This window comes from Acinetobacter sp. 22323, assembly GCF_052044895.1.
Lineage (GTDB): Bacteria > Pseudomonadota > Gammaproteobacteria > Pseudomonadales > Moraxellaceae > Acinetobacter > Acinetobacter schindleri.
In genome coordinates, this window is record NZ_JBQEOL010000002.1 from 119626 (window position 1) to 142517 (window position 22892).

Annotated in this window: 21 protein-coding genes; 11 read left to right on the forward strand and 10 right to left on the reverse strand. The window is 44.0% G+C overall.

Annotated elements, in window-relative coordinates:
• A partial coding sequence (gene tuf / locus ACTJIX_RS01850) for an elongation factor Tu (protein ID WP_048881335.1) occupies window positions 1-1173 on the forward strand: 1173 nt, incomplete at its 5' end.
• Window positions 1174-1226: 53 nt separating this feature from the next.
• Here tuf and ACTJIX_RS01855 read toward each other — a convergent pair.
• The gene (locus tag ACTJIX_RS01855; RefSeq protein ID WP_348903015.1) at window positions 1227-2381 is read right to left on the reverse strand and encodes an IS4 family transposase; all 1155 of its coding nucleotides are present in this window, start codon (window positions 2379-2381) and stop codon (window positions 1227-1229) included.
• A gap of 287 nt (window positions 2382-2668) precedes the next feature.
• On the opposite strand from ACTJIX_RS01855, the gene ACTJIX_RS01860 reads away from it, so the two are divergent.
• Window positions 2669-3550 (forward strand): metal-dependent hydrolase, encoded by an 882-nt coding sequence (locus ACTJIX_RS01860; RefSeq protein ID WP_004893311.1) that lies wholly within the window; start codon window positions 2669-2671, stop codon window positions 3548-3550.
• A gap of 104 nt (window positions 3551-3654) precedes the next feature.
• Entirely contained in the window at window positions 3655-4113 is a 459-nt protein-coding gene (rimI, locus tag ACTJIX_RS01865; RefSeq protein ID WP_004893312.1) for a ribosomal protein S18-alanine N-acetyltransferase, read from the forward strand.
• Between the two features lie 33 nt (window positions 4114-4146).
• Here rimI and ACTJIX_RS01870 read toward each other — a convergent pair whose 3' ends face one another.
• The 3 genes from ACTJIX_RS01870 to trxB form a co-directional block, all read right to left on the reverse strand.
• On the reverse strand, window positions 4147-4962 hold the full coding sequence (locus ACTJIX_RS01870) for an arginyltransferase (protein WP_004893313.1): 816 nt from the start codon (window positions 4960-4962) through the stop codon (window positions 4147-4149).
• A 21-nt stretch (window positions 4963-4983) separates the two neighbouring features.
• Window positions 4984-5715, reverse strand: a complete 732-nt coding sequence (gene aat / locus ACTJIX_RS01875) for a leucyl/phenylalanyl-tRNA--protein transferase (RefSeq protein WP_004893315.1) — start codon at window positions 5713-5715, stop codon at window positions 4984-4986.
• An 83-nt stretch (window positions 5716-5798) separates the two neighbouring features.
• Window positions 5799-6761: a thioredoxin-disulfide reductase gene (gene trxB / locus ACTJIX_RS01880; RefSeq protein ID WP_004811157.1), complete on the reverse strand. Its 963-nt coding sequence runs from the start codon at window positions 6759-6761 to the stop codon at window positions 5799-5801.
• Window positions 6762-7022: 261 nt separating this feature from the next.
• Here trxB and ACTJIX_RS01885 point away from each other — a divergent pair, with 261 nt between their 5' ends.
• Window positions 7023-10166 carry a DNA translocase FtsK gene (locus tag ACTJIX_RS01885; RefSeq protein WP_004893316.1) on the forward strand — a complete coding sequence of 1048 codons (3144 nt, stop codon included), beginning with the start codon at window positions 7023-7025 and terminating at the stop codon, window positions 10164-10166.
• A 64-nt stretch (window positions 10167-10230) separates the two neighbouring features.
• Here the strand turns inward: ACTJIX_RS01885 and ACTJIX_RS01890 are convergent, their stop codons facing one another.
• From ACTJIX_RS01890 to ACTJIX_RS01915, 6 genes are all read right to left on the reverse strand, one after another.
• Window positions 10231-10518, reverse strand: coding sequence for a PA4642 family protein (locus ACTJIX_RS01890; protein WP_004893317.1), 288 nt, complete (start codon window positions 10516-10518; stop codon window positions 10231-10233).
• Window positions 10519-10822: 304 nt separating this feature from the next.
• Complete coding sequence (gene minE, locus ACTJIX_RS01895) at window positions 10823-11095, reverse strand: cell division topological specificity factor MinE (protein WP_004811152.1); 273 nt, start codon at window positions 11093-11095, stop codon at window positions 10823-10825.
• 2 nt (window positions 11096-11097) lie between these two features.
• A complete protein-coding gene (minD, locus tag ACTJIX_RS01900; RefSeq protein WP_004811150.1) occupies window positions 11098-11910 on the reverse strand; it encodes a septum site-determining protein MinD in 813 nt (270 codons plus the stop codon).
• 65 nt (window positions 11911-11975) lie between these two features.
• The gene (gene minC / locus ACTJIX_RS01905) at window positions 11976-12695 is read right to left on the reverse strand and encodes a septum site-determining protein MinC (RefSeq protein WP_004893319.1); all 720 of its coding nucleotides are present in this window, start codon (window positions 12693-12695) and stop codon (window positions 11976-11978) included.
• A 157-nt stretch (window positions 12696-12852) separates the two neighbouring features.
• Window positions 12853-13920 (reverse strand): hypothetical protein, encoded by a 1068-nt coding sequence (locus ACTJIX_RS01910; RefSeq protein WP_004893321.1) that lies wholly within the window; start codon window positions 13918-13920, stop codon window positions 12853-12855.
• A gap of 19 nt (window positions 13921-13939) precedes the next feature.
• Window positions 13940-14863 (reverse strand): acyltransferase, encoded by a 924-nt coding sequence (locus tag ACTJIX_RS01915; RefSeq protein WP_348903018.1) that lies wholly within the window; start codon window positions 14861-14863, stop codon window positions 13940-13942.
• A 250-nt stretch (window positions 14864-15113) separates the two neighbouring features.
• On the opposite strand from ACTJIX_RS01915, the gene ACTJIX_RS01920 reads away from it, so the two are divergent.
• From ACTJIX_RS01920 to ACTJIX_RS01950, 7 genes are all read left to right on the forward strand, one after another.
• On the forward strand, window positions 15114-15767 hold the full coding sequence (locus tag ACTJIX_RS01920) for an OmpA family protein (RefSeq protein WP_005221115.1): 654 nt from the start codon (window positions 15114-15116) through the stop codon (window positions 15765-15767).
• A gap of 135 nt (window positions 15768-15902) precedes the next feature.
• On the forward strand, window positions 15903-17942 hold the full coding sequence (locus ACTJIX_RS01925; RefSeq protein ID WP_004893324.1) for a UvrD-helicase domain-containing protein: 2040 nt from the start codon (window positions 15903-15905) through the stop codon (window positions 17940-17942).
• Between the two features lie 46 nt (window positions 17943-17988).
• On the forward strand, window positions 17989-18441 hold the full coding sequence (gene dut, locus ACTJIX_RS01930; RefSeq protein WP_034433911.1) for a dUTP diphosphatase: 453 nt from the start codon (window positions 17989-17991) through the stop codon (window positions 18439-18441).
• A gap of 232 nt (window positions 18442-18673) precedes the next feature.
• A complete protein-coding gene (locus ACTJIX_RS01935) occupies window positions 18674-20092 on the forward strand; it encodes a phosphomannomutase/phosphoglucomutase (RefSeq protein ID WP_184104514.1) in 1419 nt (472 codons plus the stop codon).
• A 10-nt stretch (window positions 20093-20102) separates the two neighbouring features.
• The gene (gene argB, locus ACTJIX_RS01940; RefSeq protein ID WP_004811135.1) at window positions 20103-21011 is read left to right on the forward strand and encodes an acetylglutamate kinase; all 909 of its coding nucleotides are present in this window, start codon (window positions 20103-20105) and stop codon (window positions 21009-21011) included.
• 279 nt (window positions 21012-21290) lie between these two features.
• Window positions 21291-22139 (forward strand): class II glutamine amidotransferase, encoded by an 849-nt coding sequence (locus tag ACTJIX_RS01945; RefSeq protein ID WP_008305539.1) that lies wholly within the window; start codon window positions 21291-21293, stop codon window positions 22137-22139.
• Window positions 22140-22415: 276 nt separating this feature from the next.
• Window positions 22416-22871, forward strand: coding sequence for a bacteriohemerythrin (locus ACTJIX_RS01950; protein ID WP_348903021.1), 456 nt, complete (start codon window positions 22416-22418; stop codon window positions 22869-22871).
• The last annotated feature ends 21 nt before the right edge of the window (window positions 22872-22892 follow it).

Sequence of the window (22892 nt, forward strand, 5' to 3'; positions counted from 1 at the left end):
GAACGTAATAAGCCACACGTTAACGTGGGCACAATTGGTCACGTTGACCATGGTAAAACAACTTTAACAGCTGCGATTGCAACTGTATGTGCGAAGAAATTCGGTGGTGAAGCGAAAGACTACGCTGCAATTGACTCTGCACCAGAAGAAAAAGCACGTGGTATTACCATTAACACTTCTCACGTAGAATACGATTCTCCAACTCGTCACTACGCTCACGTAGACTGCCCGGGCCACGCCGATTATGTTAAAAACATGATTACTGGTGCTGCTCAGATGGACGGCGCGATCCTTGTATGTGCTGCGACTGATGGTCCAATGCCACAAACTCGTGAACACATCCTTCTTTCTCGTCAGGTAGGTGTACCTTACATCGTTGTATTCTTGAACAAATGCGACCTTGTAGACGACGAAGAGCTTCTTGAGCTAGTTGAAATGGAAGTTCGTGAACTTCTTTCTACTTACGACTTCCCAGGTGATGACACTCCAGTTATCCGTGGTTCAGCTCTTCTTGCGCTTAACGGCGACGCTGGTCAATATGGTGAAGCTGCAGTTGAAGCTCTTGTTGAAGCGCTTGACTCTTACATCCCAGAACCAGAACGTGCAATCGACCAGGCATTCTTGATGCCAATCGAAGACGTATTCTCAATCTCAGGTCGTGGTACAGTAGTAACTGGCCGTGTTGAGACTGGTATTGTTAAAGTTGGTGAGTCAGTTGAAATCGTTGGTATCCGTGATACACAAACAACAACTGTAACTGGCGTTGAAATGTTCCGTAAACTTCTTGACGAAGGTCGTGCGGGCGAGAACTGTGGTGTTCTTCTTCGTGGTACTAAGCGTGAAGACGTACAACGTGGTCAAGTACTTGCTAAACCAGGTACAATCAAGCCGCACACTAAATTCGACGCAGAAGTATACGTACTTTCTAAAGAAGAAGGTGGTCGTCATACTCCATTCCTTAACGGTTACCGTCCACAGTTCTATTTCCGTACAACTGACGTAACTGGTGCGATCGCGCTTAAAGAAGGCGTTGAGATGGTTATGCCTGGTGACAACGTTGAGATGTCAGTAGAGCTGATCCACCCGATCGCAATGGACGCAGGCTTACGCTTCGCGATCCGTGAAGGTGGTCGTACAGTTGGTGCTGGTGTAGTATCTCGCGTTACTGCATAATCACTGATTGTGTAAAAAAAGCGTCCCTTTGGGACACTGCTGTCCCACAATTTTCAAAAGAAGAACCTCAATTGAGGTTCTTCTTGTTTTCTCCATTTTTTATCAGGCACAAAAAGTGACCTTAAAAGCTTCCTTTCAAATAAATTAACCTGAATAATTCGCAGTAAACGCTGAACACTCCATCCTTCTTGTGCCATATGTTGAGCGAAACTCACCAGCAAATAGGCAATTAAGGCAATCCATATTTGAGTCTGTATCGCATTGCGGCTTCGACCTAGAAATGACTTCAGCTTTAAATTCTGCTTGAGGGCTTTAAAGAATAACTCAATCTTCCAGCGGTCTTTATAAATTGCAGCAATGGTGGAGGCTGCCAGATGAAAGTTGTTGCTCAGAAATTCGAATGTTCTTTTCTTATCTGTATCATAAAACTCTATACGTCTTAATAATTTAGGTGCGCCTCTTTTCTTGGCATGCGCACTGCTCAATTCAATACATTCATCCGCAATAATCCCTTTAGTCGCTAATACGTTGCGGCTTGATTTAACTTGATAAACTGTCTTTGGGCGTAGCCGAGTGACGAAGCTGACTTTCTGATGGGTCAACTGAGCAAACCATTGATAATCAACATATCCTTTATCAAAGACGACAATGCTGCCAGCAGGAAATTTAAATGCTCTGCCTTGCACCATATCATTTTCAATGCCATCCCCAAGCGCTACAAATTCAGGAATGGTATTGCTGTGATTTAAGCCAACACTGAGTTTAATACTGGCTTTGGATTCATGCACTTTTGCCCATTCGCACAATGACAGTGAAAGGTCAATATGACTGGCATCGAGTGAATACAGCGGATTCTTGAATCTAAATTTATGTGCAGTTTTAGAGTTTTCACAGTGCTGAAGCAGCTGCGTGAACAATTGTTGATACAGGCTGGCGGGCTGTTCTTCGTTGAGTCTTGCTAAGGTGCTTCGCGCAATTCTTTTCGCGCCAAGATGATAGAGCTTTTCTTGCTGGGATTCGAGATTGGATTGAATGTCTCTTAAGCTTTGCCGACAAGAAAGTTGGGACATCAATATGGCGACAAACTGATCCCAGCGGGTGGCTGATCTTAATTTTTGCCCAGAGTGATGCAGTTTAGCCAGACGTTCAAAATCTTGTCTTAAAATGGGTTTGAGTAATTGATGAAATACGGTATTCTGATGTGACAAAACCTGAGTCCTTTATAGTTAAAGTGTTTGTTTGCACTCATATTTTAACTATTTAGACTCAGGTTTTTTTTATTTAAAGCAAACTATGGGACAGCAATGCCCTTTGGGACGCTTTTTTTGTTTATCTAAAGTGAAAAATAAATTGTCTAACAAAATTAGAGCGCTGTCCTAAAGTGATATTCAGCTGACCTTAACTGCAATGATGTCAAGCAGATAACTGAGTAAGATACCAATAAGAAAATAGAAAAATAGGGGCCAGGTCGAGAAGATCTGTCAGGAGGCGTTATATGAATGCTGAAGTAAAAATTACTCATCGTGCCGGTGCAAGTTTTCCTGTACGTCGCATGAACTTTGATTTTGAACAGGTTCCAGAATACTGGATGAATGGTTCAGCCGGGCTGACTCATTTTATGACAGCATTGTCTGCCTTGTTTCCCGCAGGTGAAAAATTCTTTATCGACAGTGTGCGTGCGGTACGTAATCATCCCAAGCTTAAAGACAATGAAGTACTGCAAAAAGAAATCTCTGCTTTCATTGGGCAAGAAGCGATGCATACCCAGGAACATGTCGGCTTCAATGCCTCAGCGCAAAAATACGGCCATGATGTTGATACCTTGGATCGTTATACGGATAAAGTCATTCAAACAACGCGTAAAGTCATGGCAAAATTAGCCAAGCCTGTGGGAATTACTCAGGAAATGGTAGATTTGACTGCAACGACCGCACTTGAACATTTTACTGCGACCATTGCCTCTCAGTTGTTGACCAATAGTCATATTCAGGAACTGATGAAAGATGACACCATGAAGACCATGTGGTTATGGCATGCCATTGAAGAAAATGAGCATAAAGCTGTGGCCTATGACGTGTTTGAAGGCGTGTTTGGAAAAGGCTTAAAGTCATATCTGTTACGTACCAGTTCACTGGTGATCGCTATGGTGACTTTGTTCTTTGTACAAAGCTATTTTGTCATGCGTCTGCTGAAGGAAGATCGTCAGTTAAACCTGGAATCCCTCAAGGACATTTACGAATATGGTTATAGTCCGTCCAAAGGTATAATTACTGGTATGGGGCGTGAAATGGCGATGTACTTCAAGCCGGGTTTCCATCCAAATGACCATGACACACACAGTTTGCTGGCACACTGGAAAGGCAAACTTGGTCTTTAATCTGACACTAAAATAGGGCGATTGAAATCGCTCTTTTTTTTACTCGATTTTCAGCATAAAGTTTCTATAATGCGCAGGAGATTTTTATTGATAGATGAACGAACATGATTCGTTTGATGCAAATAGCAGATATAGATGCGGTCACCCAGATTGAGCAACAAGTGCAATCTCATCCTTGGACCAGAACCCAGTTCGAGGAAGCCGTTAGTGCTTATCAGAGCACTATTATTGAATATGCAGGTAAAGTGGTGGGCTTTTGTATTTTGCAACCGGTACTGGATGAAGCCAATTTATTACTCATGGCAATTGACCCAAGCCAGCAGAGTAAAGGTCTTGGTTTTCAGTTGCTAGAAGAATCTATCCAGTTACTGAAAAATAATCCGGTACAGATTTTCCTAGAAGTACGTGAATCAAATACAGCTGCAATTCGTCTTTATGAAAAGGCTGGTTTTCACCAGATTGACCTGCGCAAGAATTACTATCCAAACTCGGGCGGTGGTCGTGAACATGCCATCATTATGGTGAAGGCATGTACGGACGACTTTGCCAGTCTGTTTAAATAAATCAGATTAACACTCCTTTTAGTGACGACCATCTTACTTGATGATGGGATTATTCCATCCGGAGGGTAGGGTCGTCATCAAGGAGTTTCCCAAGTGTTCAATCTCCGCCGCATTGAGCGAGCGGTTTAACCGACGCCATTGGCCATCAATCAGCAATTCAAGCGGCAGGTATTGAGACTTGTAATTCATCTTGCTGGAATGCGGGACCCAGTAACCCAGGTAAATAAAAGGCAGCTCTAATTTCTGAGCATGTTCAATCTGTTTTAGAATTGCAAAAACACCGAGTGAACGTCGATTTTCATCCGGATCAAAGAAGGTATAAACCGCAGAAATTCCGTCATCGAGCAGATCACAGGTCGATACACTGATCAGCCGGTCATCTTTCCAGAGTTCCAGGAAAAAGCTATCGGTACAGCTTTGCAACAAAAACTTTTCAAACTGATCCCGGCTTGGTGGATACATATCACCATCGGCGTGGCGTTCATTGATATAGCGTTCATACAGCGCATAGTGGCTATCATTTGCCTGCTGCGGTGCAGTAATGCGTAGGCTTAAGTCCTGATTTCTTTTCCATGCCTTTTTTTGCGAACTGTTCATGCTGAATTCACGCACGGGTACACGAGAGGAGAGGCATTGACGGCACAGGTGACATTCAGGACGATACACAAAATCGCCACTACGGCGGAAACCGGTACGGGATAATTCAGAAAGTGTCACCACATCTATGCGATGTGAGGGATCGAGAAAAACCATACGTGCAGACTTGTTGGGCAGATAGCTGCAATCGTGTGGCGGGGTAATATAATACTGTAAATCGTTCAGCAGGGATTTTGGTTGATAGGAGTTCATGACAAATTCCCTCTGTTATTTTCATTCATTTAATCGCGCGTTTAACGCTATTGTTTTACTTGAAAATACACCCTCCTGATACTTTTGCCAATTGATAGGTGGGCGTTTTATCACATCCTGTAACGAATTAAGATACGCTTGGCGAGAAATTGTACTGGCACCCAGGCTCAGCAGGTGGTCATTGACCAACTGGCAGTCAATCCAGGGCAGCTGATTTTCCTGACCAATCAGCATTAAGGTATAAAAGGCCATTTTCGAGACATCGGTCTGGGTGCTGAACATGGATTCACCAAAACAGCCCTGTCCAATGGTGATGCCATATAATCCGCCCACCACTTGATCTTCATCCCAGACTTCAATGCTATAACCATAACCGGCGTCGAACATATCACAGTAACCCTGAATAATATCTTCGCTAATCCAGGTATCATCGGTATAAGCACGAGGTAGTGAACAGGAACGGATAACACGTTCAAAAGCATGATTCACAGTAATTTTATAATCATACTTTTTCATATTTCGAATCAGCGATTTACTCGGATGATAACCCTGTGGTCGGATAATGCAACGTGGTTCCGGGCTCCACCAGCAGATTGGATCACCTTCGGAAAACCATGGAAACAGGCCATGTGAATAGGCTTCGAGCAGGGTAGATGGAGTGAGATCGGCGCCAATACAAATCAGGCCTTCTCCTTCAAGATCCACTTCTACAGGATTGGGGAAAATGAACTGTGAAGGAGGAAGATGTTGCATGCTTGAACCTGGTTTTAGAATCATCAGTATTTATCATACATAAAAAAACCGCCCAACATGGACGGCTTTCTCATTTTTGCTGCTTAGTCTAACTTGCCCATCGCATCGAGATATTTTTCTGCATCCAGTGCGGCCATACAGCCCGAACCTGCAGATGTAATCGCCTGACGGTATACGCTATCCGCAATATCACCCGCAGCAAATACGCCAGGAATAGAAGTTTGCGTTGCATTGCCCGCAGTACCGCTTTGCACCTGGATATAACCATCACGAAGCTGTAATTGACCTTCAAACATGCTGCTGTTTGGCTTATGGCCAATTGCAACGAACATGCCTGAAACCTCAACTTCTTGAGTTGAATCATCTTGAGTTGATTTTAAACGTACAGAAGTTACACCTGCTTTGGCATCACCCAGAACTTCATCTACTTGATGATTCCAGATGATGCTGATTTTGCCTTCTTTCTCTTTTTCAAACAGATGGTCCTGAAGAATTTTTTCAGAACGCAGGCTGTCACGACGGTGTACTAAAGTTACGTGAGATGCGATATTTGACAGGTAAAGCGCTTCTTCTACCGCAGTATTGCCACCACCGACAACCATGACTTTCTGGTTTTTATAGAAGAAACCATCACAGGTCGCACATGCGCTCACGCCTTGACCCATAAATGCAGCTTCAGATTCAAGACCCAGGTATTGCGCAGTCGCACCGGTACAAATGATCAAGGCGTCACAAGTGAACTCCTCCATGTCACCTTTTAATACAAAAGGACGTACGTTCAGATCTACTTCATTGATGTGGTCATATACGATTTCAGTACCGAAACGTTCCGCATGCGCCTGCATACGTTCCATCAATACTGGACCAGTCAGGCCTTCAGGATCACCTGGCCAGTTGTCCACTTCAGTCGTCGTTGTCAGCTGACCACCAAGTTGCAGGCCTGCAATGAGTGTCGGTTTTAAGTTTGCACGCGCTGCATACACAGCGGCGCTATAGCCAGCAGGGCCGGAACCTAAAATAATCAGTCTTGAGTGACGTGCGCTCATCGGGCTATCCTTTTTGTATTTAGAAATTTATTGAATTATACGTGAAACTGTATAACAGTGGTGTGAGATTAAAGTCGATATTATTGATCATCCAAATCGATTTGAGCTATATAGAAGTGATAAAGAACAAGACCTATGTGCAGTTGCACAATACTGCATCTTTTTTCGTGTAACAGGTGCATAATAGGCATTTTATTGCGTCGTTTTTTTGAATCATAATAGCAAAAGAACATTCATGAAGAATTGGCTACAGGACAGTATATGACAACGGTGTCGAGTGCTTATGCACAGCGCTTAGTAATGACATTATTTTTGGTCTCATTTGGGATCTATCTGTTTCTTGCAACAGTGACCTATACGCCATTTGACCCGGGGTGGATGCACATTTCCAGTGACACCCAGACGGTTTCAAATGCCAGTGGGGTTGCAGGTGCATGGATTTCAGACTTACTGTTTGGTTTTCTGGGCTGGGCGAGCTTACTCATTCCATTATATCTGTTCGTAGAAGCGGTACAGGTCTGGTGGCCACACAGCTTCCTGAACCGGCCATTCCGTTATGCAGCACAATTCTTCCTTTTACTGACCACTTCTGCCTTACTGTTCCTGTTCTGGGAAGTTCCTGCTGATACACTGGATAATTCGTCGGGCGGCATTATCGGTTATGAATTAGGTCAGAGTCTTGAACAGCTATTGACGATATACGGTGCGGCAGTGTTTCTGGTAGGTTTATGGGTCATGCTGTTTACCTTGGCCTTTGGTGTGAAATGGAACAAAACCTGGAGCAGCCTGAAAGCAACGCCTGCATATTTACAGGATCTGTTTTATCGTAATGTCCCGGAAGGGGAGGGCGAATTTGATCGCTCTATGGCAGTTGCCAAGAAAGATATCGCCAGCAGCCCTGCTAAAAAGAGCATCTCAACGCCTGTGGTTCCTGTACCTGAGCATGAGCCTGTAGAAATAGATCCCGTAGTTCGTGACCATGTAGCCGAGCGCCTGTTTGATGACATTGCTGACCGTGAATTCAAGGCGCAACAGAAAAAACATATTGAACCTGAACTTAGTCCGGAAGATGAAGAATTTGAAAAAACGCTGGAAAAAGCGCATCACCTGATTCAGGATCCAGATCGTGTAATTACCACGGGCGAAGTTTGGCGTGCTTTGCATTCTGATGAGGATCAGCGCCATAAACAGGATATCGATGCTTTATTGAAAGCAGCGGAAGAACAACAACATCCCCCTGAATCCCCTACAACAGTTGCTCCAATTCAGGAAATCAAGGCACATCTCAAAACTGAAACACCTGTACCGTCTGTGACGACGAAAAAAGGTCTGGATTGGGATAATGATGAAATCTTTGATGAGCTATTGGCAGCTGTACCGCCGGGTAAAACTGCGACGGATGTGCATAGTCCATTTACTGCGCAAGCAGCTACTGAACAGCCAACCTTAAGAATTGTCGAAGACTTGCCCAAAGGTGCGGCAGCGACTGCAGCTGTGGCAACAGGCAGCAGTATTCCCCCTATTTCTACGCCCGCAATACGCAACATGGGGTTAGAAACTGATTTTGATGATCTGGATGATTTACTGGTCGAGGATATTGAGCCAGAAAAGCCAGCCCGTGCTTCCAGCTATGCGCAATCTTCCGCTTTTGTACAGGCACCGATTCAGCATCAAGGCATAGAAGTCTCTGCACCTGAAAGCAACTCGACTGCTCAGACAGCGCTTCAACAAAATACAAATCAGCACAATACCATTGATGCAGTCAAAGCGGCATTATCCAAAGAAGAATTTATTGAAGCATGGCATGAAACTGCGGGTGCTCCTCAAGAAGAAGATGAATTCGATTTTGATGCTCCACTGACTGACTCGATGGGCCGTCCATTGTCACGCGCCATGATGGTGGCTGAACGCCGTAAAGATCTTTCGCCATTACCAGGTCTGGAACTACTGGATGAAGTTGATCCGAACAAGAAAGTCAATTTCACCGAAGAGCAATTATCACGTCTGTCTGAATTGCTGGAAATCAAACTACAAGAATTTAACGTCAAGGCCAAAGTGGTTGAAGCGCAGCCTGGCCCAGTAGTCACTCGTTTTGAACTGGATCTGGCACCAGGTGTAAAAGCCTCTAAAGTGACTAATATTTCCCGCGACCTGGCGCGCTCCATGTCGATGGCTTCGGTGCGTGTGGTTGAAGTGATTCCAGGCAAGCCATATATCGGGATTGAAGTACCAAACAGTACCCGTGAAATGGTACGCCTGATCGAGCTGGTTAAAACACCGAAATTTGAAGATGCAAGTGCCATCCTGTCGATGGCGATGGGTAAAGATATTTCTGGCAATCCGGTGATTACTGAACTTGGCAAGGCACCGCATATGCTGGTTGCTGGTACAACCGGTTCTGGTAAGTCGGTCGCAGTAAACTCGATGATTTTGTCGATGCTACTCAAGTACACACCTGATCAATTACGTCTGATCCTGATTGACCCGAAACAGCTGGAACTCGCAAACTATAACGATATTCCACACCTGTTGACGCCTGTCGTCACGGACATGAAAGATGCAGTCAGTGCACTGAACTGGTGTGTCAATGAAATGGAACGTCGTTATAAGCTGATGTCCTTCCTGAAAATTCGTAAGCTAAGCGACTACAACCGTAAGGTTGAAGAAGCCATTGCCAATGGTGAAGATCTGTTTGATCCAACCTGGAAAGCCAGTGAATCGGTGGCAGGGGAACGTGCACCACGTTTGACACCATTACCATCGATTGTGATTGTCGCGGACGAGTTCGCAGATATGATCATGCAGGTCGGTAAAAAAGCGGAAGAAATGATTACCCGACTGGCACAGAAATCTCGTGCTGCGGGGATTCACCTGTTACTGGCAACTCAACGCCCATCGGTGGATGTGATTACCGGTCTGATCAAAGCCAACATCCCAACACGTGTAGCACTGCGTGTAAACTCGAAAATTGATTCGCGTACCATTCTGGATGCAGGAGGTGCAGAAGACCTGCTTGGTCATGGTGACATGCTGTTTCTGGGGCCAGGTAAGATTGAGCCTGAGCGTGTGCATGGTGCCTTTATTGCCGATGATGAAGTTAACCGTATTTGTGATGCTTGGCGTGAGCGTGGTGCCCCGAACTATGTTGATGAAATTCTAACTCCATTTGATGAAGAACCAACAAGTCGTGGCTTTGAAGATGGTGGCGATGGTGCTTCTGACCGTGATCCACTGTATGACCAATGTGTGTCTTTCGTACTGGAAACTCGTAAGGCATCTACATCATCGCTACAGCGTAAGTTTAGCCTCGGTTATAACCGTGCTGCCCGAATCATCGACCAGATGGAAGAAAACGGTGTGGTGAGCGCGATGGGCGCGAATGGTAAGCGTGAGATTCTGATCTAATTCAGCATCTCCACCGATAAAAAAGCCTGCATGAAGCAGGCTTTTTTATTGCATCAGCAAAGTCTTAAGCGAACTTGGCCAATACTTCAAGGAACTCAGCACTGTGACGCGGGAATTTCGCGATCACGTCATGAATGCGTTCACCTTCAGGGTTAGTAGCATTGATATCACGACCTTCTGCAACGAATTGAGTCAACAGGCGCTCATAGTCAAAAGGACGCATGTGTTTATAAGCATGATAAAGCACATGAAAGTCTGCGTTTACGCCTGCAGGAGGTAATTGAGTGAGATAGGCAAATACACGCTCATCTGACCATTCTTCGTTAAACGTTGCCGGTTGAGACAATGCCATCACAAGCTCCTTGATATAATTTTCGACATGAAAAAGGCAAAATTTGAGTACGCAAGTGACAAAGTATTTTTCATTTTCTCTGTCTACCTTGAAGCTAAACTTCGGATCTTGTGGTTAGGTAAAGTAAACTTTGTATCACCAGTCCACTCGAAGCCTAGCTTCTCGTCTTACGCTTCAACAAAGCAGTAATTTACTTTCAGTCCACTCGAAGCAAAGCTTCTCGTCTTGCGACTGAACAAAGCAGTGCTTTGTTCAGTCTCATATTTTGCCTTGAATCAATTTAATTGACTAATCAAAAATCAAATTATCGTTCTTCAGGTAAATTGATATTCATTTCAAGCATTTCAATATTCGCTTCAGAACGGACCTGCATTTGAATATGCTGTTCATCTACACCGCGAACATAACGATTGACCACCTGCATGATTTCTTTCTTCATCATGTCAATCTTGTCCTGGCTTAAACGACGTCCCAGACCCTGTTCAGATGCAACAATTACCTTTAAACGGTCTTTCGCGGTTTGCGCGCTTGTTGGTTTTTCCTCACTGCTAAAAAGCTTACTCCAGAATCCAGCCATGCTTATGCTCCAAATAATCGAGCTAACCAGCCCTTTGGTTTCACTTCAATATGACGGTAAGGACGCTCTTCACCCAGGAAGCGCGCAACCAGGTCATCATAAGCCTGACCTGCAGCAGAAGCAGTAAAGTTAATAACTGGCTTGCCTTCGTTCGATGCTTGTAGGACACTTGGACACTCAGGAATTACACCCAGAGTCGGCACACGTAAAATATCTTTAGAAATGTCATCAATGGTCAACATTTCCTGTTTATCCGCACGTTCAGGATTGAAACGTGTGATACACAGATGTTTACGGATGCGGCCTTCATTTTGTTCTACTTTTTTAGTCTTGCTGTCGAGCATACCAATGATACGGTCAGAGTCACGTACTGAAGAAATTTCAGGGTTAGTGACAATGATGGCTTCATCAGCATGGTACATGGCCATGATGGCACCACGTTCGATCCCCGCAGGTGAGTCACAAATAATGTAGTCAAATTCCTGCGACAGTTCATCCATTACACGTGCAACACCTTCATCAGTGAGGGCATCTTTATCACGTGTTTGAGACGCTGGCAAAATATATAAGTTCTCAATATCCTTATCGCGAATAAGCGCTTGTTGTAATCGCGCTTCGTTATTTAAAACATTCACAAAATCATAAACAACGCGGCGTTCACAACCCATGATCAAGTCAAGGTTACGTAAACCCACGTCAAAGTCGATAACAACAGTTTTGTGGCCACGTAGGGCTAAACCTGTTGCAAAAGATGCGCTTGTTGTAGTTTTACCTACACCACCTTTGCCTGACGTTACGACAACAATTTTCGCCACCGAATCCACTCCTGTTATGGTTTAAATTCCCTATTTAACATAGGGTTTTGGTGTTTATTTATACATTAAAATTCTAGAGCTTCAAATACAAGCTCTAGTTGATCATTCAAGTAAATATGCACAGGCTTTTTCACCACATGCGGTGGAATATCGTCTGCAACACAATAGGTACCTGCAATCGAAATCAGTTCTGCTTCCAGTGCATGACAGAAAATGCGTGCTGCAGTATTGCCCCCTGCACCGGCAATCACACGACCACGGGCACTGCCATAAACATGAATATTGCCAGAGGCAATCACTTCTGAACCGCTGTTAATGCCAGCACTGATAATAATGTCGCCATGATGCTGCACAATGCACTGGCCAGTACGCAGGATTTCATCATGGTAAGAAGTCACATGAGCAATGACAGGTGCTGCCTTAACTTCTTCTGTTCCAGCATCTGACTTAACCACTTCCGGTTTGACTTCAATGACCTGTTCTTTGGTTGCCTTGATTTCCTGTAGCTGACGGTCAGGTGGCAATACTGGGAACTGGATTGCACGTGCCTGATCTGCAAGCAGGCCTTCAGTCACCGCCATCGGTTGTACATCCATGCTGATCAACAGCTGGATCAGCGCGATAAGTTCCTGCTCGACAGTGCTTTCAATCACCACCAGGGTGCCCGGTGGAAAAGCAGCTTGTAATTTTGGTGCTAATTGCTGGCGGATCGCATCATGATCATTTGTTTCAAGGGTAATGCGAATCGCATTGACCATTCTGCCCTTAATCCGTATATCAGCCATAGTTCTTCCTTAATACTTCTGACTTGTAAATTTTATGTCGAAGTAATATTGTAAATAGTGCAAATCCTAGAACAAATTTCGTTAATTCTCTAGCGATCCAGGTTATTTTTTTATGCGATCAGATGCCATAAAAAAGCATAGCATTATTCATGCTGAATTAGAGGTATGTTGAACGCTGATTTTGCTCATTTTCTTCCAGAATCTGCTGCCACTGTTTAATTTTGACCTGTTTGCGGATCGCTTCAAGTGTTTCAAAAACAGCCGACTCCACCAATTTGTCAATGTTTGGATTTTGTTCAATCTGGATCTGACTGATCTTTTCAGAAATCATGGCAAAAGTTGGATTATCTTTACTGTAATCAGTATGCGTAAACGGATCGATCAATCCTTGGGTGATATTTTCTCCCAGACGTTGTCCGATACTCTGAATCTGCTGTTCCATGCGACTGCCTACAATCGGGATTAGGCGTAACAGCCGGGTCAGCTCTGGCGTATCTTCAATGGCTTTATTCACCACCTGGCCGACGTTTTTGGAAATCATATAACGTTGTGCCTGTAATTCCTTGCCTAGGGTTTCTTGCAGGATATCTGCCAAGGCAATCGCAAATAATTGACGGTGATGCTCGACCAGGTCATCAATCAGTTGACGGTGCGTGGTACTGGTGGTCAGTTCGCGTTTAATTCCGTCCAGTACGGTCACTACAATACGGCTGGTCAATTCTTCCATAACTAGGTTGTAGTAGAAGTTGCCACGCTTATACCAGCGAGACGGAATCACCTTGAAACCATGGCTATGCAGGTTGTAGCCGATAGCCACTGCGCGGAGCAGACGCAGGAAACGCAGTTGCGGCACGATAGCGAGAATTTCATACCAGTGAATAAACGGAAAGAACCACCAGCGGGCATGATGACGCAAGACTATGGCAATTAGCCAGCGCACCAATAACTCCCCAATCAGGAAAGTCGTAAACCAGCCTTCAGTAATGATCACCCAGGGACGCAGTTCAGCCTTATAAAATTGCAGGATTTCAGGCAGACGTATGAAATCGAATAACCATTGTCCGAAGTCGCTCATTAAAATGGCATTGGCACTCAGGCAGAACAGGTTGATGACGATTAACACCATCATAAAGATGTCATAGGCCAAGGCGACCTTCCAGCCCCAGGTGCCTTCACGGAAAAACTTAAAGGCGCTGGAGCTGGTTTTCGGGGGAGTTGGTTTCATAGTCTCTCAGATCAGTGCATTAGGCTGCTTGAGCCAGATCCTGCTTCATTTTTTCAATCAACTGATCTTTCTCAGTCCAAATTTGATGAACCCATTGCTGGAAACGCTCGCGGTATTCAGCATCTTCTTCATAATTACCGCCCAGTACCCAGTCCGGAATATCAATCTTTCTTAAATCTACCGCAATACGGGGTACTTCGCCTAGCCAGAATTCACCATAACCTGGTATGCCGTCCGGATAAATGATAGTCATGTCCACAAAGGCATCAATACGGTCACCCAGAATATTCAGCGCCAGGGCCAGACCGCCTGCCTTCGGTTTGAGCAAATGTTTAAAGGGAGACTGTTGCTGGTCATGTTTCTCTTGGGTAAAACGCGTACCTTCCAGATAGTTGAGCAGGGTAAATGGCTGACTCAGCAATTGCTGGCAGGATTTACGTGCTTCATCCATATCGCGATCTTTGAGGGCCGGATTTTTAGCAATCTGTTCCTTGGTGTGACGCTTCATCATCGGGAAACCAAGAATCTTAAATGCCTGTCCGACGAATGGAATAAAGATCAGTTCCCATTTGGTAAAGAACCGAGTCAATGGCATACGGGTTAAGCCGAAGTATTGATTGACTGTAGTATCGACCCAGCTCTGATGATTACAGCTCATCAGGTAGCGGCCCTGCATATTCAGATCCAGAGATTCATCAATGGTAATGGTCCATTGAGTATTTTTAAGGACATTCTCGATCAGCCAGTTGTTTACACCAAGCCAGCTGTTGGTAATCTTGATATTGGTTTCATCAATTTTGGATGACTTTTTGACTAGTTTGGTCAGACCGAGGGCCAGTACTGGCGGTCCATGGAAAAAGGTACTTCCCGTCATTACTGAAGTCACAGTCAGGCCACGTGCAATTTTTTTTAATATAGGCTGTTTTTTACTTTCCGACGACATATAACCCTGTCCTAAGCTGAAAATCGACTAAATTTTTTCATATTATTAACAATATACGTTTTCAATCTGAAATAGAAAAGTACCGAATGAGAACTATGGAGAAAATGTGATGAAGTTAACCGTTTTGGTTACACATAAACATTACAAATAGTTACGAAAAGATTTATTATTAACAAATCAGATATAGTTATTGATTGAATTATTGACCATTATTCTTCAAATACAACAAAACAAGTTAAGGAGGCATGCGATGCGTGCAATGTTAGTTACAGCAGCAGTAGCAGGGGCGGTAGCACTTACAGGTTGTCAAACTACTGGTAATAACCTCGGTGGTGTTGAGTACGACAAAACAGCTTTGGGTACAGTAATTGGTGCTGCGGCAGGTTATGGTATTTCTAAAGGCAATGCAAACACTAGCCGTCAAAACAACCGTGCAGCGGCAATCGGTGCAGTACTTGGTGGTGCAGCGGGTGTTTACCTGGATGATAAAGAGAAAAAATTACGTCAAGCGACTGCGGGTACTGGTGTAGATGTAAACCGTAATCCAGACGGTTCAATTAACTTGGTAATGCCAGGTGCGATTACATTTGATACCAACAAGTCAAATATCAAACCAAACTTCTATGCAACATTGAACAAAGTTGCCCAAGTTCTAACTGAAGATAACAAGAGCGGTATTCTTGTGACTGGTTATACAGACAGCACTGGTAACGATTCAATTAACTTGCCATTGTCTCAAGCACGTGCGAACTCTGTAGCAAACTACTTGGCAGGCCAAGGTATTGCACGTACACGTATTAATGCTCAAGGTTTAGGTTCAGCGAACCCAATCGCAGACAACACAACTGCAGCGGGTAGAGAACAAAACCGTCGTGTTGAAATCGCGGTATATGCTGTTCAGTAAGATCTGAATTGCAGAAAAGACCACCTTCGGGTGGTTTTTTTATGTCTGAAGTATGACGCAGGAAAATGAATTTTCAATTAGGCAACTGAGCTTGAGCCGACTATAATCGGAGCCGAATCTAGAAGAGGAAGCACTATGTCACTCGCCAGTCAGTTAAATGACAAGCAACTTGAAGCCATGAAATATACTCAAGGGCCCTTGTTAGTGCTTGCCGGTGCGGGTTCAGGTAAGACTTCAGTAATCACAAGAAAAATCGCCTACTTGGTCAAGCATTGCGGCATTCCGGCACATCGTATTACGGCCATGACCTTTACCAACAAAGCCGCACGTGAAATGAAAGAGCGAGTAAGTAAGTTACTCACACGTGAAGAAGGCAAAGGCTTATCAGTATCGACGTTCCATACCTTTGGTCTGAATCTATTACGTTTAGAGCTAAAACATACACCGCTGAAAAATAATTTCTCGATTCTGGATGCGGATGACTGTAAACGTATTCTGATGGACCTGATGCATCGCGATAACTTGTCCGGGGCAGAAAGCAAGGAATTGATCGCAAAAGCGATGAAGATGATTTCCGACTGGAAAAACGATCTGATTCCACCCGAGCAGGCTCATACCACCTGTGAAACTCAGGAAGATGTCCAGTTTGCGCATTTGTATCAATTGTATGAACGTAACTTGCGTGCCTATAACGCCGTTGACTTCGATGACCTGATTGTGATGCCAACGCGTTTGTTACAGGAAAACGCTGAAGTGCGTGATAAATGGCAGAACCGTGTGCGTTATTTGTTGGTGGATGAATATCAGGATACCAACACCGCCCAGTATATTCTGGTGAAGTTACTGGTCGGCGTAATGGGCCAGTTTACTGCAGTAGGTGATGATGACCAGTCAATCTATGCCTGGCGTGGGGCTAAACCGGAAAACATGGCGTTGTTACAGCAGGATTTCCCGAATCTGAAAGTTATCAAGCTGGAACAGAACTACCGTTCGACCAGCCGTATTTTGAAAGCGGCGAATACCGTTATTGGCAACAACCCGCATATCTTCGATAAAAAACTCTGGTCAGACAAAGGCCATGGTGAAGTGATCCGTGTCATCACTTGCCGTAATGATGATGATGAAGCCGAACGCGTAGTCAAAGATCTCATCACGCACAAGTTGATGAATGGTAAAAACTGGAAAGACTACGCAATTTTGTACCGCGGGAATTTCCAGGCACGTATTCTGGAAACCCAGCTGCGTCAGATGCAGATTCCTTACAAGCTCTCTGGTGGTCAGTCTTTCTTCGCGCGCGCCGAAATCAAAGATGTCATGAGTTACCTGCGTCTGATCATTAATCCAGAAGATGACAGTGCCTTCCTGCGAATTATCAATACACCGAAACGTGCCATCGGACCAGTGACGCTGGAAAAATTGGGTCTGTTTGCGCAAGAAAATAATCTGTCGCTTTTGGCCGCGGCAGCTGACCAGCGTCTGACTATGGCAATGCCAAAGAAAGCCACCACTCAGCTGGCTGAGTTTGCTGACTTCATCAATAACTTTACCCGCAATCTGCTGGATGATGATGAGCCAGTACCGATTATCCGCCAGATGATGGTAGAAGCCGGCTATATCGACTACATCAAGGAATCAGCTGCAACTCCGGCACAGGAAAAAACCAAGCTCGACAATATTGAAGTGCTGTATAGCAGTATTCAGAGCCTGATTAACCGTGCTGAAGATGTGGATGAAAAGAATATCGAAAGCGTCATCCGTAAGATGGTGCTGCTGGATATGCTGGAACAGCAGCAGGAAGCAGAAGATACAGATAAGGTGAACCTGTTGACGCTACATGCATCTAAAGGTCTGGAATTCCCTTATGTTTATCTGATTGGCCTGGAAGAAGAGATTCTGCCACACAAAAACTCGATCGCGGCAGAAACTGTTGAGGAAGAACGTCGTCTGATGTATGTGGGCATTACCCGTGCGCGTCAGGGCTTGACGATTACCTTGGCTGAGCAGCGTAAGGCTGGTGGTCAGATGAAGCAGATGACGCCAAGCCGCTTCCTGGATGAATTACCAGAAGATGAACTGGAATGGTTAGGCCGTAAGAAAAAGCTGGCTGGCAATATTGATCCGAAACAGCAGGCACAGCATTATCTGGATAATTTACGCGCACTGATTAAGCGTTAAAATTTAAGTAATTAATCTATTGATATTTTTCTACAGGAATAAAATGATGAAAGTACAGGTGAAAGTCCTTGATGCACGCCTTGGCAATGAATGGCCAATGCCAAATTATGCAACTACAGGTTCTGCAGGACTCGACCTTCGTGCATGTGTAAACGAAACTACAGTAATTGAACCAGGTCAAACAGTACTCGTGAAAACTGGTCTGGCTATTTATATTGAAGATCCTGCATTTGCGGGCCTGATCCTGCCACGTTCTGGTCTGGGTCATAAACATGGTATCGTATTGGGTAATCTGGTAGGTCTGATCGATTCAGATTACCAAGGTGAACTCATGGTTTCGGTATGGAATCGTAGCCAGACTGCATTTAGCCTGGAACCAGGTGAGCGTCTGGCGCAGTATGTCCTCGTCCCAGTGGTGCAAGCACAATTCGATATTGTGAATGAATTCGAAGCCACTGAGCGTGGTGTAGGTGGCTTTGGTCATACTGGCAAGAACTAATTCAAAAAGCCTACATTCAATAAAATGTGGGCTTTTTTAATGGTTGATAGAATAAGATTTATCCCATTTTTTAGCTGGCATTTATCCATTCGTTATATTTTTTAAATTGATTATTTATCTGAAATCAGCTAAAAGTACAGGGTCCTAGAACAAAAACTAAAGTTTCACATCATGGTGATGACACCTGATTTCTGAACTTATATTCTCCTATTTAGCAGTGAAATTACGATCTATGGGATTCATGCATCATTCATTCCCCATGCAAATCTTTCGTGCTTATGACATTCGCGGTAAGGTCAGTTTACTCAATGTCAGCATGGTAAATGCCATTGCACATGGCCTGGCCCAGCAATATCAGTCTGCGGGACAGACACGTGTCGCGATTGGTTATGATGCAAGGCTATCCAGTCCGACCTATGCCCATATTATCCAGCGCACCTTAAGCCTGTATGCGATTGAAGCGCACATTATTGGCTGCTGTTCTAGTCCGATGCTGTATTATACGTCACGTGAATTTGATGGCAACGGTATCATGATTACTGCAAGCCATAATCCACGAGAAGATAATGGCATCAAGTGGTTGATTGACAATCAGCCCCCATGTCCTGAAATGATTCAGGCGGTAGGGCAGGAAGCTCAAAAATATTATTCAGATGAGCTGCAACAGATAGACTGGATTGAGCATGAGATTATTCCAGAATATTGCCTCAAATATCAGCAGTCTATTTTCAATGATATTCAACTGAAACGCCGTTATCGGGTCGTACTGGATGGGTTGAATGGTTCAGCGGGGCGTTGTGCGGCTCTGGTATTGAACAAGCTTGGTTGTGATCTGACGACAATAAGAACTGAAGCGAACGGTCATTTTCCCGATCATGCGCCGGATCCCTCACAGGAAGCTCATTTACAGCTGTTAAAAGCAAAAGTTTTAGAGACGAGAGCCGACCTCGGAATTGCCCTGGATGGTGATGGTGATCGACTGGTACTCATCGATGCAGATGGGCAGGTTATTACGGCTGATCAGCTGTTATGCCTATGTGCGGAAATTTGTCTGAAAGATACGGTTGATAAAGAATTTGTCTTTGATGTGAAATGTTCTACCCTGGTTCGTAATACGGTACAAGCGCTGGGTGCTACGCCGGTCATGATCCGCACAGGAAGTTCTTTCCTGCGGAAGTATCTGGCGAATTCTCAAGGACAGGCGATTTTTGGTGGTGAATATGCCGGACACTATGTCTTCAATGATGGCCGTGGCGGCGGTTATGATGATGGTGTTTATGCGGCACTCAGAGTCATGGAATACCTGGATCAAACTGGGCAGACACTGGCAGAAACACTGGCACGTTATCCAAAACGTACGGGCACTGAAGACCTGTATATTTCGACGCATCAGATTAAGCCACTAGAATTGCTTAACTTTGTTGAAGCACAATCACGTAAATTAAACGCGCGAATTAGTAAAATTGACGGTATACGTCTTGATTTTGATGATGGTTTTGGCATCATTCGAGCATCCAATACAGGTGAATACTTCACAGTGCGTTTTGATGCGGAAAATCAGAGCCGTCTGAATGAAATTCGTCACCTGTTCGTTTCGATGTTACGTGACCGCTATCCTGCGATCGCCCAAGACATTTTAGATGCTCAATAAGGAGAGGCGAATGCCAAATCAACAGACAGGCATCGACAAAGCACAAATTCTGACTGAAGCTTTGCCGTATATTCAACGCTTTGCGGGTAAAACCCTTGTGGTGAAATATGGCGGTAACGCAATGACCGATCCTGAGCTGGAAAGTTCATTTGCTCGTGACATCGTGTTGCTGAAAACTGTAGGTCTGAATCCGATCGTAGTACATGGTGGCGGTCCTCAAGTCGATTCTATGCTGAAACAGCTGGGCCGTGAATCTGAACGTATTGATGGCATGCGTGTTACTGATCCTGCAACCATGGAAATCGTTGAAATGGTGCTTGGCGGAAGCGTAAACAAATCGATCGTTAATCTGATCAACAAACATGGTGGACGTGCCATTGGTTTGACCGGTAAAGACGGTAACCTGATTCGTGCACAAAAACTGCTGATGGAAAAAACTGCTGAAGATGGTTCAGTGCAAAAAATTGATTTAGGACTGGTAGGCGAAGTAGTTGGTGTCAAAACTGATGTACTGGAAATGTTTACCAATAGCGATTTTATTCCAGTCATTGCACCGCTGGGTGTGGATGAGGAAGGTAATACTTACAATATCAATGCCGATCTGGTTGCAGGTAAAGTGGCTGAAGCCTTAGGTGCAGAAAAACTAATTCTGCTGACCAATATTAGCGGTGTGCTAGACGAAAATAAAAATCTGCTGACTGGCCTGACCACTCAGGAAGTTGATCGCCTGATTGAAACAGGTGTGATCTATGGCGGAATGATTCCGAAAGTGGGTTGTGCACTCGATGCCGTGAAAGGTGGTGTCATCAGTGCACATATTGTGGATGGTCGTGTACCGCATGCCAGCCTGCTAGAAATTTTTACTGATCATGGTGTTGGTACATTGATTACCAACCGTGTAAAGTCAGGCCATCATTAATTTAAATGATTTAATGATTAAAAAGAGTCTCAATCGGGACTCTTTTTTATGCCTTTTATTTTTAGCTCTTGTCTTCTGAAATCATCATAATTTTTTTTTAGCAGAACCCTGTTGTCTTGAAAAAACAGCTTGAACCAGATTTATCTTTTCTTAAAATAAAGCATAAAAAATCATTCTTTAGCATTTTTAGCGCAAAAGATTGCATGGATCAAGATTTGAAAAGCCCCAAGGACTCATGCACAATAACTGCATAAACACCCCGATACCTGAATGAAGATTATGTGCCAGCTGCTTGGAATGAATTGTGCGACACCGACAGATATTACCTTTTCATTTCGAGGCTTTTCACAGCGCGCAGGGATTACTTCAGATCATGCCGATGGTTTTGGGATTGCTTTCTTTGAAGATAAAGCTTGTCGCCTGTTTGTCGACAACCAGTCTGCGGTTGAATCACCGATTGCCGAGCTGATCCGCAATTACCCAATCAAATCACGTAATGTGATCGCACATATCCGTAAGGCGACTCAGGGTAAAATCAATCTGGAAAATTCGCATCCTTTTAGTCGCGAGTTGTGGGGACGTCAGTGGATCTTTGCGCATAATGGTGACCTGCATAATTTTTTTCCAGAGCTCTCAGGCCGTTTTACGCCAGTCGGTAATACCGACAGTGAACGTGCTTTCTGTTATCTGCTTGATCAGTTGGTAAAGCGCTTTGGTTATCATGAGCCAAAACAGGATCAGATCTTTGATCTGCTGACCGAGATTTCGCCATCCATTGCCGAGCATGGTACTTTTAATTTTTGTTTGTCCAACGGTCAGGCGCTGTTTACCTATGCCATTACCAAGCTACATTGGCTGGTGCGTGAATATCCATTTAAGCCTGCACAACTCATTGATATTGAGGTAGAAGTCGATTTTAGCCAAGTGACCACTCCCGAGGACCGTGTCGCTGTGATTACCACGGAACCATTGACACAGAATGAGGAATGGACGGCTTTCCAACCCGGCGAAATGATTCTGTTCCAGCATGGAGCAAAAGTACGTTCTCAACTGACCCACGTAGAACGTCTGGAACGTGAGCAACTGGACCCTTCGCTCAAACGGGTGACACGTGCAGATCAGTACTGATCTCGAAGCTAATAAAGACAGTGAAAAATACTATCTTTTTTGTTTAATATTCATGTAAAAATCAAAGATTAATAAGAGCTTATAGCTCTTATTGGTTAATTAATATCTGATCTTTTTGCTCAGAATAAATTAATTTTAATTATATATAACAAATACTTAAATATAAAAATACAATTTCACCACTAAAGCCGACTAATTCACTTCATTTTTATTTAAATCAATACCCTATATGCTTCAAGTTATGTGATAAATCCTCAATATTTATAGGTGGTCGTAATGAAAATGAAATGGGTTCCAGAATACAATACTGGTATCGATGTGATTGACGATCAGCATAAACGAATTCTCGATTACATTAATGAAATCGACGAAATTGATGTCAATACCAATCGTGCGCGTGTTAAGCAAATTCTAGAAAATATTATCGATTACACACAATCGCATTTCACTTTTGAAGAATCACTTCAAGAAGAGGCGGGTTATAAATATCGTGTACCGCATAAACGCGTGCATGATCTGTTCATTAAAAAAATTGAGTCGTATCGTGACCGTTTTGAAATGGGACATTCGATTGAAGCTGAATTGCATGAAGTATTATCTAAATGGCTGATCAACCATATTCAGCATGATGACGCGGATTATGTGGGTGCGGTGAAGGAAAACATGATCGGCCTGATCAAAGAAAAAGAAAAGAAAAAGGGCAAAAACTGGTTCACTCGTTTCTTCTCATAAAGCAATTTTTCCCTATAACAA

What these genes read in the sequence shown, in the direction of transcription:
- ACTJIX_RS01860 (WP_004893311.1), top strand. Translation starts at nt 2,669, where the DNA reads ATGAATGCTGAAGTAAAAATTACTCATCGTGCCGGTGCAAGTTTTCCT.
- rimI (WP_004893312.1), top strand. Translation starts at nt 3,655, where the DNA reads ATGATTCGTTTGATGCAAATAGCAGATATAGATGCGGTCACCCAGATT.
- ACTJIX_RS01870 (WP_004893313.1), bottom strand. Translation starts at nt 4,962, where the DNA reads ATGAACTCCTATCAACCAAAATCCCTGCTGAACGATTTACAGTATTAT.
- aat (WP_004893315.1), bottom strand. Translation starts at nt 5,715, where the DNA reads ATGCAACATCTTCCTCCTTCACAGTTCATTTTCCCCAATCCTGTAGAA.
- trxB (WP_004811157.1), bottom strand. Translation starts at nt 6,761, where the DNA reads ATGAGCGCACGTCACTCAAGACTGATTATTTTAGGTTCCGGCCCTGCT.
- ACTJIX_RS01885 (WP_004893316.1), top strand. Translation starts at nt 7,023, where the DNA reads ATGACAACGGTGTCGAGTGCTTATGCACAGCGCTTAGTAATGACATTA.
- ACTJIX_RS01890 (WP_004893317.1), bottom strand. Translation starts at nt 10,518, where the DNA reads ATGGCATTGTCTCAACCGGCAACGTTTAACGAAGAATGGTCAGATGAG.
- minE (WP_004811152.1), bottom strand. Translation starts at nt 11,095, where the DNA reads ATGGCTGGATTCTGGAGTAAGCTTTTTAGCAGTGAGGAAAAACCAACA.
- minC (WP_004893319.1), bottom strand. Translation starts at nt 12,695, where the DNA reads ATGGCTGATATACGGATTAAGGGCAGAATGGTCAATGCGATTCGCATT.
- ACTJIX_RS01910 (WP_004893321.1), bottom strand. Translation starts at nt 13,920, where the DNA reads ATGAAACCAACTCCCCCGAAAACCAGCTCCAGCGCCTTTAAGTTTTTC.
- ACTJIX_RS01915 (WP_348903018.1), bottom strand. Translation starts at nt 14,863, where the DNA reads ATGTCGTCGGAAAGTAAAAAACAGCCTATATTAAAAAAAATTGCACGT.
- ACTJIX_RS01920 (WP_005221115.1), top strand. Translation starts at nt 15,114, where the DNA reads ATGCGTGCAATGTTAGTTACAGCAGCAGTAGCAGGGGCGGTAGCACTT.
- ACTJIX_RS01925 (WP_004893324.1), top strand. Translation starts at nt 15,903, where the DNA reads ATGTCACTCGCCAGTCAGTTAAATGACAAGCAACTTGAAGCCATGAAA.
- dut (WP_034433911.1), top strand. Translation starts at nt 17,989, where the DNA reads ATGAAAGTACAGGTGAAAGTCCTTGATGCACGCCTTGGCAATGAATGG.
- ACTJIX_RS01935 (WP_184104514.1), top strand. Translation starts at nt 18,674, where the DNA reads ATGGGATTCATGCATCATTCATTCCCCATGCAAATCTTTCGTGCTTAT.
- argB (WP_004811135.1), top strand. Translation starts at nt 20,103, where the DNA reads ATGCCAAATCAACAGACAGGCATCGACAAAGCACAAATTCTGACTGAA.
- ACTJIX_RS01945 (WP_008305539.1), top strand. Translation starts at nt 21,291, where the DNA reads ATGTGCCAGCTGCTTGGAATGAATTGTGCGACACCGACAGATATTACC.
- ACTJIX_RS01950 (WP_348903021.1), top strand. Translation starts at nt 22,416, where the DNA reads ATGAAAATGAAATGGGTTCCAGAATACAATACTGGTATCGATGTGATT.